This window comes from Pedobacter sp. AC163 (assembly GCF_979258665.1).
In genome coordinates this window covers 1,447,948-1,465,283 of sequence record NZ_OZ409872.1, presented here as the reverse complement: position 1 = coordinate 1,465,283, position 17,336 = coordinate 1,447,948, and the positions used below count along the sequence as shown (strand labels likewise).

General features: G+C 38.6%; 17 protein-coding genes and 1 pseudogene. 14 read left to right on the top strand and 4 right to left on the bottom strand.

Features of this window, described 5'->3' with window-relative positions; translation table 11 throughout:
* Positions 1–197: 197 nt before the first annotated feature.
* Positions 198–599, bottom strand: a complete 402-nt coding sequence (locus ACZZZK_RS06070; protein ID WP_463483368.1) for a hypothetical protein — start codon at positions 597–599, stop codon at positions 198–200.
* A 425-nt stretch (positions 600–1,024) separates the two neighbouring features.
* Here ACZZZK_RS06070 and ACZZZK_RS06065 point away from each other — a divergent pair, with 425 nt between their 5' ends.
* The 6 genes and pseudogenes from ACZZZK_RS06065 to msrA all read left to right on the top strand — a co-directional run bounded on the left by ACZZZK_RS06065 (position 1,025) and on the right by msrA (position 5,273).
* A complete protein-coding gene (locus ACZZZK_RS06065) occupies positions 1,025–1,567 on the top strand; it encodes a DoxX family membrane protein (protein ID WP_463483367.1) in 543 nt (180 codons plus the stop codon).
* A 128-nt stretch (positions 1,568–1,695) separates the two neighbouring features.
* A complete protein-coding gene (locus ACZZZK_RS06060) occupies positions 1,696–2,280 on the top strand; it encodes a fasciclin domain-containing protein (protein ID WP_463483366.1) in 585 nt (194 codons plus the stop codon).
* A 139-nt stretch (positions 2,281–2,419) separates the two neighbouring features.
* Positions 2,420–3,013 (top strand): RNA polymerase sigma factor, encoded by a 594-nt coding sequence (locus ACZZZK_RS06055; protein WP_463483365.1) that lies wholly within the window; start codon positions 2,420–2,422, stop codon positions 3,011–3,013.
* 342 nt (positions 3,014–3,355) lie between these two features.
* Positions 3,356–3,553 carry a hypothetical protein gene (locus ACZZZK_RS06050; protein ID WP_463483364.1) on the top strand — a complete coding sequence of 66 codons (198 nt, stop codon included), beginning with the start codon at positions 3,356–3,358 and terminating at the stop codon, positions 3,551–3,553.
* Between the two features lie 546 nt (positions 3,554–4,099).
* Positions 4,100–4,600: pseudogene (gene msrB / locus ACZZZK_RS06045) on the top strand (peptide-methionine (R)-S-oxide reductase MsrB).
* Between the two features lie 7 nt (positions 4,601–4,607).
* The gene (gene msrA, locus ACZZZK_RS06040; protein ID WP_463483363.1) at positions 4,608–5,273 is read left to right on the top strand and encodes a peptide-methionine (S)-S-oxide reductase MsrA; all 666 of its coding nucleotides are present in this window, start codon (positions 4,608–4,610) and stop codon (positions 5,271–5,273) included.
* A 31-nt stretch (positions 5,274–5,304) separates the two neighbouring features.
* Here the strand turns inward: msrA and ACZZZK_RS06035 are convergent, their stop codons facing one another.
* Genes ACZZZK_RS06035 through ACZZZK_RS06025 form a run of 3 tightly spaced genes read right to left on the bottom strand, consistent with a single transcriptional unit; the run spans position 5,305 to position 7,577 of the window.
* Positions 5,305–6,096 (bottom strand): molybdopterin-dependent oxidoreductase, encoded by a 792-nt coding sequence (locus ACZZZK_RS06035; protein WP_463483362.1) that lies wholly within the window; start codon positions 6,094–6,096, stop codon positions 5,305–5,307.
* Complete coding sequence (locus tag ACZZZK_RS06030) at positions 6,080–6,781, bottom strand: cytochrome b/b6 domain-containing protein (protein WP_463483361.1); 702 nt, start codon at positions 6,779–6,781, stop codon at positions 6,080–6,082. The genes ACZZZK_RS06035 and ACZZZK_RS06030 overlap by 17 nt, the downstream gene beginning before the upstream one ends.
* A 43-nt stretch (positions 6,782–6,824) precedes the next feature.
* Entirely contained in the window at positions 6,825–7,577 is a 753-nt protein-coding gene (locus ACZZZK_RS06025) for a DUF1223 domain-containing protein (RefSeq protein ID WP_463483360.1), read from the bottom strand.
* Between the two features lie 127 nt (positions 7,578–7,704).
* Here ACZZZK_RS06025 and ACZZZK_RS06020 point away from each other — a divergent pair, with 127 nt between their 5' ends.
* From ACZZZK_RS06020 to ACZZZK_RS05985, 8 genes are all read left to right on the top strand, one after another.
* Positions 7,705–8,298, top strand: a complete 594-nt coding sequence (locus ACZZZK_RS06020; RefSeq protein WP_463483359.1) for a sigma-70 family RNA polymerase sigma factor — start codon at positions 7,705–7,707, stop codon at positions 8,296–8,298.
* Between the two features lie 327 nt (positions 8,299–8,625).
* Entirely contained in the window at positions 8,626–8,859 is a 234-nt protein-coding gene (locus ACZZZK_RS06015) for a hypothetical protein (RefSeq protein ID WP_463483358.1), read from the top strand.
* A gap of 51 nt (positions 8,860–8,910) precedes the next feature.
* On the top strand, positions 8,911–9,492 hold the full coding sequence (locus ACZZZK_RS06010; protein ID WP_463483357.1) for a peroxiredoxin-like family protein: 582 nt from the start codon (positions 8,911–8,913) through the stop codon (positions 9,490–9,492).
* Positions 9,493–9,755: 263 nt separating this feature from the next.
* Positions 9,756–10,337, top strand: a complete 582-nt coding sequence (locus ACZZZK_RS06005) for a helix-turn-helix domain-containing protein (RefSeq protein ID WP_463483356.1) — start codon at positions 9,756–9,758, stop codon at positions 10,335–10,337.
* A gap of 117 nt (positions 10,338–10,454) precedes the next feature.
* Entirely contained in the window at positions 10,455–11,162 is a 708-nt protein-coding gene (locus ACZZZK_RS06000; protein ID WP_463483355.1) for an HAD family hydrolase, read from the top strand.
* A gap of 331 nt (positions 11,163–11,493) precedes the next feature.
* Positions 11,494–14,310, top strand: coding sequence for a TonB-dependent receptor (locus ACZZZK_RS05995; protein WP_463483354.1), 2,817 nt, complete (start codon positions 11,494–11,496; stop codon positions 14,308–14,310).
* Between the two features lie 18 nt (positions 14,311–14,328).
* On the top strand, positions 14,329–15,801 hold the full coding sequence (locus ACZZZK_RS05990) for a hypothetical protein (RefSeq protein WP_463483353.1): 1,473 nt from the start codon (positions 14,329–14,331) through the stop codon (positions 15,799–15,801).
* Entirely contained in the window at positions 15,801–17,336 is a 1,536-nt protein-coding gene (locus ACZZZK_RS05985) for an alkaline phosphatase D family protein (RefSeq protein ID WP_463483352.1), read from the top strand. Before ACZZZK_RS05990 ends, ACZZZK_RS05985 begins: the two co-directional genes overlap by 1 nt.

Here is a 17,336-nt window from a genome sequence, read left to right as displayed (position 1 = left end):
AGAATGGATTTAAGGTCTTAATCTATGATCAAACCAAAATTCTGGCAAAAATGAAAGCTATAGGTTTCGGCTTTTCCTGGGTTAAGAAAATTCAGAGGAAAGGCTGTTGATCTATCTGTAGACAAATCCCGACAGCTAATTTAACCTCAGCGATGATCACTAAAGACTGCACACAGTAAGTGCTTAGTTTATAAAAATCAAAAGGTAGCCAATCGGTAAATGAATAACGCCAAAGCGCTTGTTACATCTGGCGTGTGGTAGGTAATTGCAAGTTCTGCAAACTGGGTTGCCAGCTTGAAGATAAATGTTTCCTGTGCTATGAAATCAATATAAGAATCTCCTCCCATCTGAAATTTTTTCCGGTACTTTTTTTGCCTCGGCTCCGCATTAGAAAGAGCGAAGTCTATCTTTTCATTCGCAGTTAAGTGCTTAACCAGATGATGGGCTGTTTCAGATCTGGATTTTTCCCACGAGATGGAGGATGATGGAATTACAAGTTTAAAAGCAGAGGAAGATAAAATAATGACACAGGTAAATACTGCTTGCATAAGAATCAGCAAACAACTTCTCAAAAATCTTTCTTTTGTCTTTTTTCTCATTCCTGTTACCGGTAAGTGACAAGATACAAAAAATAAAATAGGGAAATCCAAACCCTACCAACCAATAGCTTCAAAACTCTTTGCTGTCTTGCTGTTGGGGTTGATCCCTGCTAAGCATTCTTTTGGTATTTCTGGAGATTGTTGCCTCGGTAAGAGAAAAGTTTTACCAAACCATATCTTTACTTGAGTGGATATTACCGTTTATTCAGAGTTCAGCAACTTCTTGGAGTATATGCTAGCCACAGACCACTCAGATCCATTTTCAGTTTTATGGGGTTTTCATCTGCAATTGATTATGACCTGTTAGTTTGTGCAAAATTCAAGATTTACTCTTACAATCTGGACTATTCAAAAATAAAACAACTTATGGGACTAAACTATCGGTATGTAATACACGTATGTAAATTTTGAATAAATAGATAGATATGTTTGGATTCAAGTCATTAACAGAAAATAGAATTGTAGCTTGGAAAGCAAGAAATGGCATGAATATTCTTCGGGTTTGTCTGGGTATTATATTTATATGGTTTGGAATACTTAAGTTCTTTCCAGGCGTGAGTTCTGCAGAAGAGATTGCCGGTCGTACCATATTAAAATTAACCTTTGGATCAGTTAATCCCGAAATATCGATGCCGGTTTTAGCGATATGGGAATGTATCATTGGATTAGGGCTGATATCTAAAGCCTGGCTCAGGCTGACCCTCATTTTACTTTATCTACAGATGGCGGGTACTTTCTTACCCCTTTTATTCTTTCCCAAGGAAACCTTTAATCATTCCCTGCTTGTACCTACCCTGTTGGGTCAATATATTATAAAAAACTTTGTTCTTATATCGGCGGGCATTGTAATTGGTGCTACTTTAAGGGGTGGTAAAATTATAACCAGCCCTGTAACAGAAGAAAAATCGGCAAAATTAGAAAAACGATTTGGTAGGATCAGACGTATCCTGAGATTGGAACATATTTAATAAGACTCCAACCTGTCTGATTACAGTTAAATATACGAAGCAGTATTCCTTAACAAAAAGTTATTGCGTAAAGAAAAACCACTGGTCGCTTTATTTACGTACATGACTGTACAACGAAAATAAATACCATGAAAAAAACTTTTTTAACTGCTTTTGCCTTAGTAGCTATCGCATTATCAGTAAATACAACAGTACAGGCCCAAGATAAAATGTCTGGTTCTAAAATGGATGGCACCAAAATGGTTGGTGGTGCTAAAATGTATCCAACAAAAGATATTATCGATAATGCTGTAAACTCAAAAGACCACACTACACTGGTAGCAGCTGTAAAGGCTGCAGGTCTTGTAGAAACCTTAAAGGGTAAAGGGCCTTTTACAGTGTTTGCACCAACCAATGCAGCTTTCAGTAAATTACCAAAAGGTACCGTAGAGAATTTAGTTAAACCGGCTAACAAAGCTACTTTAACCAAAATTTTAACTTACCATGTTGTTTCCGGTAAAATGGACAGCAAAGCAATTGCAGCCGCGATTAAAAAAGGGAATGGAAAAGCGGAACTGGTAACTGTTCAAGGTGGAAAGCTTTGGGCATGGATGGAAGGCAAAAAACTGGTTCTGAAAGATGAAAAAGGTGGAATGAGCACAGTGACCATTGCTGATGTAAATCAGAAAAATGGAGTAATACATGTAATCGATACTGTATTAATGCCAAAATAAGGTTATAAATAGGATTTGGTAAAAGCCGCTCCATAGCTGAAGCGGCTTTTCTATTTTGCTTCCGAACAAATGATTCATAGCTCCGAGGAATAACTAAAACAAAGAGACAGGGACAGTGTTACCAAATCAAAACAAGCCTATGCATGCATTTATACTTACTCAATCTTCGAATGCCAAACGTTTACAATTAAAATGCAAAACACCTGAGCAACTATTAGTGGGCAACATACTCGATAACAGGGAAGGATCGTTCAGTCAACTTTATGAAATGTATGCGCCGAACCTCATGGGTGTATTGATGAAAATTCTAAATCAACAGGAAACCGCAGAGGATTTATTACAGGAAGTTTTTTTAAAGATCAAAAGATATTTACCTTTATACGATGAAAGAAAAGCTCGGTTATTCACCTGGATGCTCAATATTACCAGAAACACCGCCTTTGATTATCTTAGATTGAAATCAAGCAAGCAGAGCAAGTCTACCGTCGAAATTGATGGCCATCATTATGAACTGGAAAGTTTTAGCCATAGTGTAAATACGGATACCATCGGGCTAAAAAAACTGGTGCTTGGACTTAATGAGAAGCATCGAACGATACTCGAACTCTGCTACTATCGGGGCTATACCCACCTGGAGATTGCTGAAGAACTAAATATGCCCCTTGGCAGTGTCAAAACATCTATCAGACAGGCCATATTGATTCTAAGGGGCTTCTTTTCATTGGCTAGTTAGTTGACAAGAATAAGTTATTCTTAAATGCTTTCTCTGTTCTTCCCGGATTTGTATGAGTAGACCGTAAGCTTCGCGAAGATTGACCAAATCATTTGGTAGGAATTAACCGCTCAATAGAAACCAGAATATCTTTGCGTAGCCTTTCTTGAAAAGCATAAGCTGGTCAATTCTAAGAAAAAAATTGCTTCTAAATTTCGAGACGATAGGATACTGCTAGTTAAATCTAGAATCAAACATCACTAGAGAGTATTAGTAAACCTACTGGTTGTAAATAGGTTACCTTTTAATTATACGCCGTATTAACCCATAATTAATCAGTGTAAAACTTCAAAACAAAACAAAATGAAAAATGCATTCAAATTAGGCTTTTTAGCCCTGACACTATCTTTGACATTTGCCGCCTGTTCAGAAAAAAAAGCTGATGCGGGTACCGACACTACCATGGTTGATGCTTCAACCGACAAGATGATGACCGATACGATGATGAAGGATACCATGATGACAGACACCATGATGAAAGATACGATGAGTAAAATGTAGTCTTAAATCAATTTATGTTTAAGAGGGCTTGCGGTTTTATCCGAAGCCCTTTTTTTAGGCCATATTTTCGGAACAAAACTGTTTCTCAGGCGGTCGATTAGTAATGAAACATTCAAAACGTTATTTATCTTAGGGATTACAATCTCTTTGGAAATAGGTTTATTCAATTACAGATTAAATTTTGTTTCAAATGGCCTTTTTATTAATTCTCTTATGTAGTACACCCCTGTGGTCGACACTGGTCTTACTCTATTGCCACTTTTTTCGGAGCGAAACCTCATGGCTTTTCAGAATTTTCGGAAATCTAATGCTTTATTTCACATAAGAGTTAAGCCAGCTCAGCCTTTATTGTAAAAGCCTGTTTAGTCTCTTTTACCCAGTATTCTATTTTCTGCCGGCTGGGGGGCTTGAGTAGGGTTTATACTTACAATCCTATGAAGAACCAGCATGGTGCTTTATTCGTAAATTAAATTATATCAGCCTTTTAGATAAAAATATCTCCTGGGCTTTTGTAAGGATTTAAGTTTTTTAACGACTAATCGAGATATGAGAAATTTAAAATTATTAAGCATACTGTTTCTAGGACTGGCATTAAATGCCTGTGGGCAGAACAACCCATCAGATAACCATACAACCTCAAGAGATATCAAAAAATATCCACAGGCAAAAACAGCAGCTTATTGGAAGCAGGTACTCTCTGCACGGGCTTATGATATTATGGTTAACAGTGCAACCGAAACGCCATACAAAAACCCGTTTTGGAACAACCACAAAAAAGGGATTTATGTAAGTGCCGCTACGGGAAAACCACTCTTCAGCTCTGATACTAAGTTTGAATCAGGCACGGGCTGGCCTAGTTTTTTTAAGCCAATTGATCCCACTGCTATTAAAATTGTCCGTGATACCTAAGATGGAATGCTAAGAGATGAAGTTGTCGAGGCAAGCACAGGGCTGCATCTGGGACATGTATTTGATGACGGACCCGAACCGACAGGTCAGCGGTATTGTATGAATTCTTATGCGCTAAAGTTCATTCCATCTAAATAAATTGATAATGATGAAAATATTTAAAATATGGCTGGTTGGACTGGTTTTCCTTTCGTCATGCATGGATGTAACGACAGAAAAGAATCAGCAGCGCTTTGCGGACTTACCCAGCCCAAAGCCAAATCAGAAGGTGGCAACTTTCGCCGGTGGATGTTTCTGGGCATTGGCCGAGGGTATGAGCGAACTGAAAGGAGTGGATAGGGTTGTTTCGGGATATTCTGGGGGGACGGTAAAAAACCCTACCTACGAAGAGGTATGTTCGGATAATACAGGGCATGCGGAATCTGTTGAGGTTTATTATGATCCTACGGTAATCAGCTATGCCCAGCTTTCAGAGGCATTTTTTTATGCTCATGATCCAACCACGCTAAATCGTCAGGGTCCCGATGAAGGAGCGGATTACCGTTCGGTTGCATTCTACAGAAATTCTGAAGAAAGAAAAACATTGGAACAGGTAATGACAAGGATAAATTCTGCTCATCATTATAGCGATAAAATCGTTACCCAGGTGGTACCTTTCAAAGTATTCTATCCGGCAGAAAACTACCATCAGAACTATTACAAGCTAAATCCTAATAGTGGTTATATTCAAAGTGTTTCCAGACCCAAGGTACTAAAGCTCAGGAAAAGCATGAATGCACTGATTAAACCGGAGTTCAAGGACCAAAGCTGACGAGAAATCGGGATTTTTTTATTCGCCTTTTTTACAGGCCAGAATAATAGTCATAGCCTTGTTCTGCCCAGTAGTCTTTTGGGCGCTGGTCGCTGAAAGACATCAGCCCAATCCGTTTTAGGTTTTTAATGCCATATTTAACAGGAATAATGAGCCTAAGCGGTGCTCCGTGCTGGTTTGTAATTGGCTCACCGTTCATTTCGTAGGCCAAAATGGTTTGCGGATGCAAAACACTGTCTCTTTCCAGACCAACATAGTATTCGCCATTTGGGGTTTCAAGCCCCATATAATTTTTTTCTGATAACTTATCAAGTTTAAAATGCGACAAGAAATCACTGAGTTTAACACCGCCCCAATGTTGAATTTGGTCCCAGCCTTCTACGCATTTAAAATCGAAAACTATTTCCGTTTTTGGTAGAGCTTTTATCTCTTCAATGCCGATGTGTAACAAGTCGGTTGCCCCGGTTCTGACTTTAAGTTTCCAGTTTTTCTCATCAAAATCCTCATCATCTTCAATACCAATCAAGCTATTTACGCGAACGGTTTTTGCTGCACGTTCTTTGTCGTAGGTTTTAACCAGGTGGTTGTTGCTAAAGAAGTTTCGAAAAAATAGTTCCGTTTTATTTAATGCCCTTCTTAAAGGTTGTTTTGCGCCGCCGGTAATTCCAGCCGTCTCTTCAGGTGAATGGAGCAACCACCTCCAACCTGCAACCGCACCACCACCCAAGGTGAAAAATACACCGAAAGAGATAAGATTGCGGCGTTTTATTTTCTGTTCGATACTGAGCGGTGCTTTTACTTTCTTTTTAGTCGGCTGTTCCATGTTCTGATAATTTTTCTTCTTTAACTTTCTCTTTATTTTCTATGACCTCGAAGCCTGATACAACCGACCTAAAATTATTCCACCCCGCAAGTGCAACCTGGACAATATGTATCACAAAGAAAAGTACGTACCCAATAGTGAGTGCAAAATGAATGATCCGGGCAAAATGATAACCGCCACAAAGCCAGCAAAGCCAATAAAATTGGACTGGTTTGTAAATGGCAAGTCCGGTGACGATAGACCCAAAACCCATTAATATAATCGCTGTGTAGGCAATTCGTTGAGCAGCATTATATTTTTTCTGTGGAGGAATGGTTTTTTTGATATGTAAATCGTGAAGTAAAACCAACCACGCTTCCTTAAATGTGTTTTTTTGAGGGATAAGTTCCCGCCAGGCACCAGAAACAATAGTGTAGACGATGTAAAGCAATCCATTTATAAAAAAGAACCACATAAATAAGAAATGGTAAGCCATTCCTTCGGCAAGACGTTGTGGTATATGGAAGTAATTATAAAACCACTCCGGAAAAAATTTAATGTGTGTAATGCCAAAAATGGAGATTCCGTAAGCATCATTTGCCCAATAAATAAACATTCCACTCCAAATCATAATTGCAAGTACAGGGAAATTTACCCAGTGTGTCCATCGCATCAAAAAGGCGTGTTTTTCTTTTATTTCTTTCATTAGACTTTATATAACATTAATGCAATCATTTGTCTGAAACCCACTAGCTGTGCGGTTTGATGAGCAGTTTTGTAACTGCAGTTATTTGTCCGCTTCTACTATTTTGCAGTAAGGCAATTATCTCCAATTCGTTTTTTGTACTTCCTAAAATCAAATTGATCAACCCATTCTCTTTACCATTAAGGTTAACGGTTTTAAAGTCTTTTACAATTTGTACATGGTGAAGTGTTTTGCCTTTGTTTTCCCCACGTTCGATTTTGTTTGTTGCGTTTGGACTTACCATTGCTATAATCAGGTTATTGTTCTGTATCTGGTTGCCGGTTTGATAACTCAAAGAAATATCCGTGTGACTCTGTTTTTCAATGGTAACTTCCAAATGATTCTGGCTTGTTTGTGATAAAGCATTCTGAATCGCATTTCGAAGGCTTTTTTCCTCAGAGCCAATAAATTCCTCGCTTCCGTTTACAACGATTTGAGGTGTATAAACATTATTAAGACGCAGCCAGTTGGCATACTCATGCTGCCTTTTCGAGTTTCTGGCACTGCTAAAGCTATCTTTCCAGCCTAATCTATCCCAATAATCTACATGGTAAGCAAGAATGTAAACAGGTTTATCCTTATTTTCTTTTTCTATTCTCGCTATTAGCGCATCAGCAGGTGGACAACTTGAGCAGCCTTCTGAAGTAAATAGTTCGATCACTGCAAAACCTGGCGCTGCAGGTTTCTTTCGTTTTAAAGTGAAAGCTAAGCTTATCGCAGATAATGCGAACAACACAAATACTATCTTTCTAACCATGGCAATCATTTAAAGGCTTAGTCGTTGGTTTAAATTATTCCTTACAAAAAATAAAATAATTTGTAAGGAATTTAATTTGCTGCCGACTAAACGGTTAGCACTATATTTATACAATGTACGTAAAAAGATGAATGAAGAAAAGCAAGGTTTAATGGCAACCAATCAACTTCATCCCGACCCGGTAACCTGGGTTGAAAAATATGCTGACTACCTTTATCGCTTTGGCATGTCGAGATTAAGAGATGAAGAAGTAGCAAGAGATTTAGTGCAGGATACTTTTTTAGCTGCACTACAACAATTGGATCGTTTTAAAGGAAACAGCAGTGAAAAAACCTGGCTTTCGGCAATCCTTAAAAATAAGATAGCTGATTTTTACAGGAAACAAGCATCAAAAGGGTTGAAGGAAGTTAGGCAGTCAGAATCTGAACAGATAGATTTTTTTAATGCAACAAACGGGCATTGGAATGCTGTACATGCACCCCAGGCATTTGGCTTAGAACCAGATAATCCGTTGCTTACCAAAGAACTGGGGAATATTTTAACAGGCTGCTTAAAAAAACTGCCGCTGTTATGGTTTTCTGTATTTTCGATGAAACACATGGATGATTGTACCTCTGAAAAAATTTGCCTTGAGTTAAAACTTACCGATGCTAATTTTTGGGTTATCATGCATCGCACAAAACTAAACCTGAGGGCTTGCCTTCAAAAAAATTGGAATTGATATGACCGGAGCTTTAAAGAAGATAATATACAATTGCAGGCAGGCAACTTTCCTGATAGAGAAAAAAACATTAGCGAAGATTACTGCCTCTGAGGTCTTGCAACTAAAAATACACCTTGCAGGTTGTTCCGTTTGCAGGACCTTTCAGCAACAAAGCATACTTATTAATCGCTTATTTGTTGGTTTCAAAAATGAAGAGTTAAAGCTTGACGAAGATTTCAAATGGAGCTTAAAACAAAGAATCGAAAAAGAAATGAATAAAAATTGATTTTGATTGTAAGGTTTTCAAATAGGTTGCGACAAAAAGGGAAACAAAAACACAAAAACATGAAAAATCAATTCTTAAAATCTGCAGCTAAAATTGTTCTTGCTGCGTTGGTAACTCTAAGTCTTTCTGCATCGAGCTTTGCAAACAGTCCTCAACAGGATAAAATGGGCAAGAAGAAAATGGATAAGATGGAAAAAAGCAAAATGTCGAAGATGAAGGCAGATTCGACCAAAAAAGCCAAGATGGAGAAATCTAAAATAGCAAAAGACAAAATGTCGAAAAGTAAAATGTAAAAAAACAGGCAGGGGAATTTTCTAAATTCTCCTGCCAAAATTTGTAATATTATGAAAAGAATTATATTATTTATTGCCTTGTTTGTTGCAGTAATTTTAAATGCAAACGCTCAAAAGGGGTTAGTTGTGGGAGCGAATGCCCCGGCTTTTAGTGGGACGGACCAAAATGGAAAAAAGATCAGTTTACAAGCGTTGTTAAAACAACATAAATCTGTAGTGCTTTTTTTCTACCGCGGCCAATGGTGCCCGTATTGTAACAAGCATATTAAAGAACTTCAGGATTCCCTGCAGCTACTTACAAGCAAAGATGCTTATGTGATTGGCGTAACCCCAGAAACCAATGAAAACATTTCAAAAACAATAAAAAAAACCAGTGCAGGTTTCTCCATTATACAGGATAAGGATGATGATATTATGAAAGCTTACGGTGTAAATTTCATGATGGATGATGCGACTTTTTCAAAATATAAAGGTTATGGGATTGATTTGGAAGTCAATAATGGCAATACACGCCATACGCTTCCAGTACCAGCAACTTACATCATTAATCGTTCAGGAAGGATAAAGTTTGTGCATTTCGATCCAAATTATCAGAAAAGAGCTTCCGTAAATACTTTGACGAAAGAGCTTTAAGTTGGTGTGTTTTGAGCAATAACCGGTCGAGGTTAGGCGAAAAACGAATAAGTCTTTTTTTATCGTAGAATTACATTAAGCTTTTTTCAGATCAATCAAAATAATCACTTCTTTGATAACTCATTATCAATTATTTAATATTAACTCAATGTTTCAAGATTCTTAAAATACCACATATATTTTCGTGTTTATAATTACTTAACTTTGTATACTTACCTTTGTTTGTGATGAACGTTACAAAATCAATTTGAGGTGAACTAAATATGAAGCAAGATACTTTAGTAAAAATAAGCAACAGGATTAAAGAGAAAAGACGTGAGCAAAACATCACAGTGCAAGAGCTGGCTGATAAGGCTAATGTAAGCAAAGGACTTATATCTCAGATTGAAAATTCAAGAACAATCCCATCTTTAATTGTCCTTATCGACATTATCAAAGCGCTAAACATTGACCTTAATGTGTTTTTCAAGGACTTCAAGAACACTGATGATTCAACCGTTGTCATCGTTAAAAAATCTGCGGAATACGAAAGATTTGAAAAAGAGGATGCACTAGGTTTTTCCTATCAGCGCATCTTTACACAATCCGTTAAAAATGGTACTGTAGATATTGTACTGTTAGAGCTTGAACCAAATGCAAGCAGGCCGATGGTAGAAACTCAAGCTTTCGAATATAAATATGTCATCAGTGGTGATGTATCCTATAATATAGGCAACAATTTTTATCAACTGTCCGCAGGAGATTCTCTCTTATTTGATGGTCGGATTTCTCATACCCCGACCAATACAGGAAAAAAAACTGCTATAATGCTTGTAATTTATTTTTTTGAGACAGAGAATTCTTAAACTTAACAAAAACTTAATGTAGAGAAGTTTTATTGATTATAAACATGTTTAGTTTTGCTAAACAATGTTTATGCTTATTCAAAGTTTAAGTGTATTCATTCAGTTTAATTATTGAATATGTCAGAGCAAAAAATAAGAATGGTAGTCTTCGATATGGCAGGCACCACAGTAAACGAAGATAACCTCGTTTACAAAACTCTACAAACATCTATCAATGCCACAGGTTTCGAATTCTCTTTAAACCAGGTGTTGGAACAAGGTGCTGGAAAAGAAAAAAAGGAAGCTATCCGCTCCATTCTTTCTCACTTTTCAAACACGCATGACGAAGGGCTTGTCACTCAAATTTATGATCATTTCATTATTGCTTTAACTAAGGCGTATGACACAGCAGACATTTTGCCCCAACCTAATGCAACGCATATCTTCTTAGCACTTAAGGAAAGAAAAATTATTACCGTACTAAACACAGGCTACGATCGGAAAACGGCATGCTCGATCTTGGAGAAACTAAACTGGAAGATTGGAATTGAATTTGACGCACTCGTAACAGCATCGGATGTAAGTAGAAACCGTCCTGATCCAGATATGATTAAGTTTGCAATGCAAGCATTCAATGTGAAAGACGGCGGAGAGGTTGCCAAAGTCGGTGATTCGATTGTGGATATTAATGAGGGGCAGAATGCTGGGTGTGGTCTGAGTATCGGAATAACCACCGGTGCCCATACTGCCTCGCAGCTTAAAACTGCAAATCCTCACGCTGTAATAAATAATTTGATTGATCTTTTGCCTGTTATAGATTCCTATTCAGGTCTTCACTTTCATTGAATTGCCTGATCTTATTTAATCAAAACTTAACATAAGTCAGAGGCGCTCTTAATGAACAAAGTTTAGTTTTGCTAAACATTAGTTATGCGCTAAGATCTTATTAGATATTTCTAATATACAATAAAATAGAAATGGAGATGCTTGAACATCTCCATTATCAAACTGAAATAAAAATCGAGTCCAATCAATTTAAATCACAATCATTCAACAAAGTTATGGAAAACATTCCCTTAACACAAGAAAAAACAGCCCTGATCAAACAGAACTATAACGGGCATGAAATTCATGAGATTATTTCAATGATTAATAGACGTTGTAATATCTAAGAATCATGAAAAACTTATACATTATCATCGCTTTCGTATGTGCAAACTTCACAATGGCTTTTGCACAAGGGACATTAAGAGGAACGGTTAGCGATCAGTCCGGACCGCTACCATATGCAACGATTAATATTCAGAACACAAAATCAAAAACCATTTCAAGTCTTGATGGCTCATTCTCCATTTCTCTTCCAGCAGGAGATTATAAAGTGTCCATCTCCATGGTCGGCTATAGTACGAAAGATACAACCGTCAGCATCATAAACAATAAAGTATCCCTACTTGGAAATATCAAACTAAGTTCTGGAAATGACCTGCAACAGGTTGTGGTTAAGGGGATGTATAGTGCCGGAGAACGAAAAGCAGTTGCAATGAGAAGAAATGCTACCGCCATAATGGATGTTGCCAGTGCCGATGCGATTGGCAAGCTGCCTGACATTAATGCAGCTGAAGCGGTACAACGAATTGCTGGAGTAAGCATAGACCGAGATCAGGGCGAGGGCAGATACGTAACTGTACGTGGTACACCTTCGCAATGGAGCTCAACAACCATAAACGGCGACCGTATGCCTGCTGCGAAAACATCAGGAGATCTTCTTGGTAATAGGACTGTTCCGATGGATATCCTCCCTGCAGAGCTGATCCAATATATACAAGTCGTTAAGGCGATAACACCTGATTATGAGGGGGATGCGATCGGTGGAACTATCAATTTCATCACCAGGACATCTCCGGAAAAAAGAACTTTTCGTGTAATGGGTGCTATTCCGTATGCGGAACGTCCAAATGACAAGTTTGGATACAACGGAAGCGTATTATATGGGGATCGCCTGCTCAATAACAAACTTGGATTTTTAGTTTTGGGGAGTATTAATCAACGTACCTACGCAACAGATGATTACGAGGTAATTTATGGTAATCAACTTCATAATGTAACAACCCTTGATGTGAGAAATTATCAGGGAACCAGGACCAACAAAACCTTGAATGCCTCTCTGGACTATGCCCTTGCACCGGGAACAAAGTGGTACGCCCGAGGATATTACACTGAACTGCTTGACAATGAAAGAAACCGTAAAACGATGCACTACTTTGATCGGGCAACAAACAACGCTGTACTGAGATGGAATGTTGTGGATTATTATTTTAAAAATTATGGAGGCGAAACAGGTATTGAATCTGCATTAAGCTCAAAACTGAGCATGAATGCTCGACTGGCATGGTATAAATCATGGGCCGGCTATAAAGGACCATCTTCGGCAACCAAAGAAAATCGAGGCTATTATTATGGAAACTGGGTACAATCGGTAAAATATGATAATCTGGTAAATATTAGCGGTAAGGACTATAAGTTTTTGCAAGGTGATGGCCCTCAAGGGTACCAAGGGGATGATCCGGAAAACATCCAGCCCCATTTTTCTGCTACTACTCCGTACAATCCTGATAACTATTATTTAGATAGATTTGTCACATCAATCCGAAATATTACCGAAAGCGACAAGGTTGCTGCCCTCGATTTCAAATACCAGGCAACAAATAATCTGCTTGTGAAGTTTGGCGGTAAATTCAGGTATAAAAGCAGTAAATATGATTACAGGTATCAAACCTGGGTTTACAAAACCACTGCAGCTAAAGCTTATCTTCCGTTATGGGAAAGAGAGCAATTTCCAACAAAAAATTGGTTTCCAGAGCTTAATAATGCTTATGATAACCTGAAGTTTGATTATCCAACAGTTGGCTCATTTATTAATCCTTACAGCATCCCATCGGTTGCCCAAAACCTTACCTATACTGCAAACGATGCTACCAATTCTTCTTATGCAGCCGGTAATTATGATGCTGTTGAAAAAGTTGGGGCCGGGTATGTTATGGGAGAATGGGACCTGAATACAGAAATCAAAATGGTGGGTGGCTTAAGGTATGAATATACGTCAAACAAAACCGACAGCTATATCTACAATGATATCACTAAAAAAGTAAGTCCAGTATCGGGTAGCAAAAATGTTCCTGCCGCACTTCCAATGCTTCACTTCATCTATAAACCTATTGAAAAGGCTGACATCAGGGCAGCTGTAACCAGAACTTTTGCACGAGCTGCTTTTAATGAGATTAGTCCCACGACGCGTGTAAATCCTAATACGCTCACAATAGCACTTGGAAATCCAGATTTACGTCCAACGTTTTCGTGGAATTATGATTTGATCGGGAGCTATTATCTTAATGGAACCAGCTACCTAACGGGCGGATTGTTCTACAAAAGTATTAAAGATGCAGTGTATTCTCAATCGTTTACCCAAAGCCAGACAATTGAAGGGGTTACGGCCAATTACCAAGTTTCGCAGCCACTGAATGCTGAAAATGCTAAGTTATACGGTATTGAATTAGGCTATAATCAGAAGTTTACTTTTTTGCCAGGAATTTTAAGTGGTTTAGGTCTTAACCTTAATTATACTTACACAAAGTCTGAAACAACACTTGATGACAGGCCAGGTGAAAAGATTGGCTTATTAAATCAATCGCCCAATATTGTAAATGCAGCGATATTTTATGAAAAAGACCGCTTTTCATTTCGTATAGCTGCCAATTATCGCCAGGCTTTTCTGGTGGAAATTAGGGATAACAACGGCGCAGATCGTTACCAGGATAAGGATTTTCACTTAGATGTGAATATGTCTTATAATTTCCCCAAAAACATCACGCTTTTTGTGGATGCCAATAACCTGACAAATGCGCCGCTTAGATACTATCATGGCGTTAAGAGCAGACCCGAGCAGGTTGAATATTATTCAGCAAGGGGCAGGGTTGGTGTAAACTGGAGTTTTTAACATTAAGAGCATTAAAAAATGAAAAAATTATATATTTCAATAATCGTTCTAACTGTATTCGTAATCTGCTCTTGCAAGGAAAATGAGCTCATTTCTCTTAGCCCGGTCAGCGAAAAAAAAGAATCAGAAACCATGGTCATTAAATCAGGCCAATATGCCATGGCAGCCAATCGTTCAGCACTGGGACTAGCCTCAGTTTCCGAAGAAACAACCTTTAATTATGATGGCCGCTCGGTAAGGGTTAAAGCTTATTCCAGGAACGTTGGGGACACCAAAAATAGCCCGATTTTTAAATATGGAGATCTGTTGAACAGGGCAATCGCCTATAAAAGTGCCCATCCGGCAACTGATGTACGAGTAAAGTTTGCCATGTATAAAATCGGCTTCAACTCTTATGTCGGCTTTAATCCAACGGATGCTTCTTATGGATTTGTAAAAGGAAACGATCATGGTGGGGAGAGCTCGGAAAAATTAATTTATTCTATTGTCAAAGCAGCGCTCAACCAGGTAAAAGTTGATTTTGTTTACCAGTTCGATGTTTCAGAAAGTGTGTTCAATTATATTAATGGCTTTATGGAAGATCCTTGTACGAGCGATCCTACAAAAAAAGTAAGAGATTATCTGAGGATGCGAAAGGTTAGCTGGGGACCTGAAGCTTATCAGCAGATGCATGCAAAATATATGACCGTTAGTCATTATGCCGGAGACGGTGTCGATGTTTTAAATTCGGTTCTTAGTACAACCGGGAATGTGGATGATCATGCAACTACCGGCATTCCGACAGGGAAGGACTGGGTTCAGTCTGGGATGCTTATCAACGGACATGCCGAGCTGATGGAGTCTTTTAATAAATACTTCGAGCTTATTTATGAGAATAATTCAAATCAGGCTAACTTCCATGCTGCAGTAAGAAACCTTCATGCATCCAATGGTTTAAATTATGATGACTATCATTTTAGCAGCTACTTCACCCCGATACCACTATCACCAGCGGGAACCTATGTAGCTGGGCAGGCAGATAGTGCTGCGGTTCAGGGCAATGCCTGGGATGTCAACTTTAACCCTGTAGCGAAATACGTCTCCCAGATGGCTACTACCAGCGGAGACCGTTACCTCAAAGTAAATATGTACCATCAAAAAACGGACAATTTCGGGTCTAAATTGTTTTCAGAGCTGGAACGCATCTACGCTTCGAACACTTCCGGATTGAAGCACTTCCGATTGATGGCTAAGACAAATTCTTATCAGTCGACTAGGCCTCTGAGCATATTTAATAACATCGGCGTGATGAAGTATGGCAAGCCGACGCACGCGAAAAATTTAACTTTTGCCTTTAGCGGGATCAGTGCATATTATACCTTGACAGGCTCTACAAACCTTAAACTAGATGAAAATGCCTCAAAAGCAAACTCGACGCTAGTTGTTAAAGAGTACACTACCGCTCATCCGGTTTATAATGTATACAAAGACATATTTGAATTCCAATTCTAATGCATGTAAAAATTTCCAGAAGAAAATTTATTCTCACCACAGCGCTGCTTATTCCTCTTCCGGTGATGCTTTCCGGGGCGGGAAAACCTTACAGCAACTGTTTTCTGCATGGGGTAGCCTCCGGTGACCCCTTGCAGGATAGGGTGATCATCTGGACAAGGATTTCTATTTCTGATCCTCAGAGAAAAGTTGTCAAATGGGAAGTTTCGCAAGATCTGGAATTTAAACAATTGGTTGCAACAGGAACGAAGCTTATATCAGCCAAGGCAGATTATACTGTGAAGGTTGATGTTAAAGGACTCAGTGCAGGGAATCGGTATTATTACCGTTTTATTTATGATGGGCAGGTTTCTCCGATCGGATTGACAAAGACCCTTCCAAATTCTTTGGATAGTGGCACTTTTTCAATGGCTGTAGTGAGCTGCAGTAACTGGGAAGACGGATATTTCAATTCATTTCGTTTTCTGGCAGCAAAAGAAGAGGTAGATCTTGTACTTCACCTTGGGGATTATGTCTATGAATACGGTACTGGAGAATATGGCAATCCTGAATCGGGTAGAATAAATTCACCCAGACATGAAGTGCTCACCTTGCAGGATTACAGAACCAGATATGCGCAGTACCGTACAGATCCTGATTTACAGGTCCTCCATCAGCAGAAACCTTTCTATTTAATTTGGGATGACCACGAGCTGGCCAATGATGCATATAAGGATGGTGCTAAAAACCATCAGGAAAAGGAAGGCCCTTGGACACTAAGGAAAAAAACGGCTATTCAGGCCTATCTGGAGTGGATGCCTGTACGGGCAAAAAATGCCAGCCAGATACGTAGGAAATTTGAAATTGGAAATGATATTTCCCTTTATCTCATGGATGAACGCATTGCTGGCAGAACCAGACAGATGGAAAGCAGTGAAAAAGAGTTTAGGGATTCGGATCGAGCTATTTTGGGTAAAAGCCAGTTCAACTGGCTTGCTGATGAACTAAAAAACAGTAAAGCAACATGGAAACTCATTGCAAATCAAGTGATGTTCTCTGGTTATGCTGTGGCTGATGGCTTTAAACTTCCTAAATATAATGACTGGTGGCTGGGCTACCCCTATGAAAGGGCTAGGATACTCGATCTTCTGAATCAGGAAGTTTCAGGCAATACTATTTTTCTTACCGGTGATCATCATGAATCCTTCGTCTTGGCTGTCAACAAAGAGGAAAAATTTATGAACTACACCAAGCCATATACTCAAAAACCCATTGCATGGGAATTGTTAACTCCCTCAATCACTTCAAAAAACGGAGATAGGAAAGAGAATAAAGAAATAATTGAGTTTGAAAACATGCTGGCCGATTCAACTATCAACCCCCATTTAGTGTTTGGGGATATCAAGAGTCACGGCTATTTTATCGCTCAGGTAAGTAAAACAGAATTTAAAGCAACCTATTTTTTTGTGGATAACATCTTAAGCCGCAATGCAAAAGAACATCAGGCATCAGCATTCTCAATAGATGCTAAAACATTTAAACTTTTAAAAAAATAA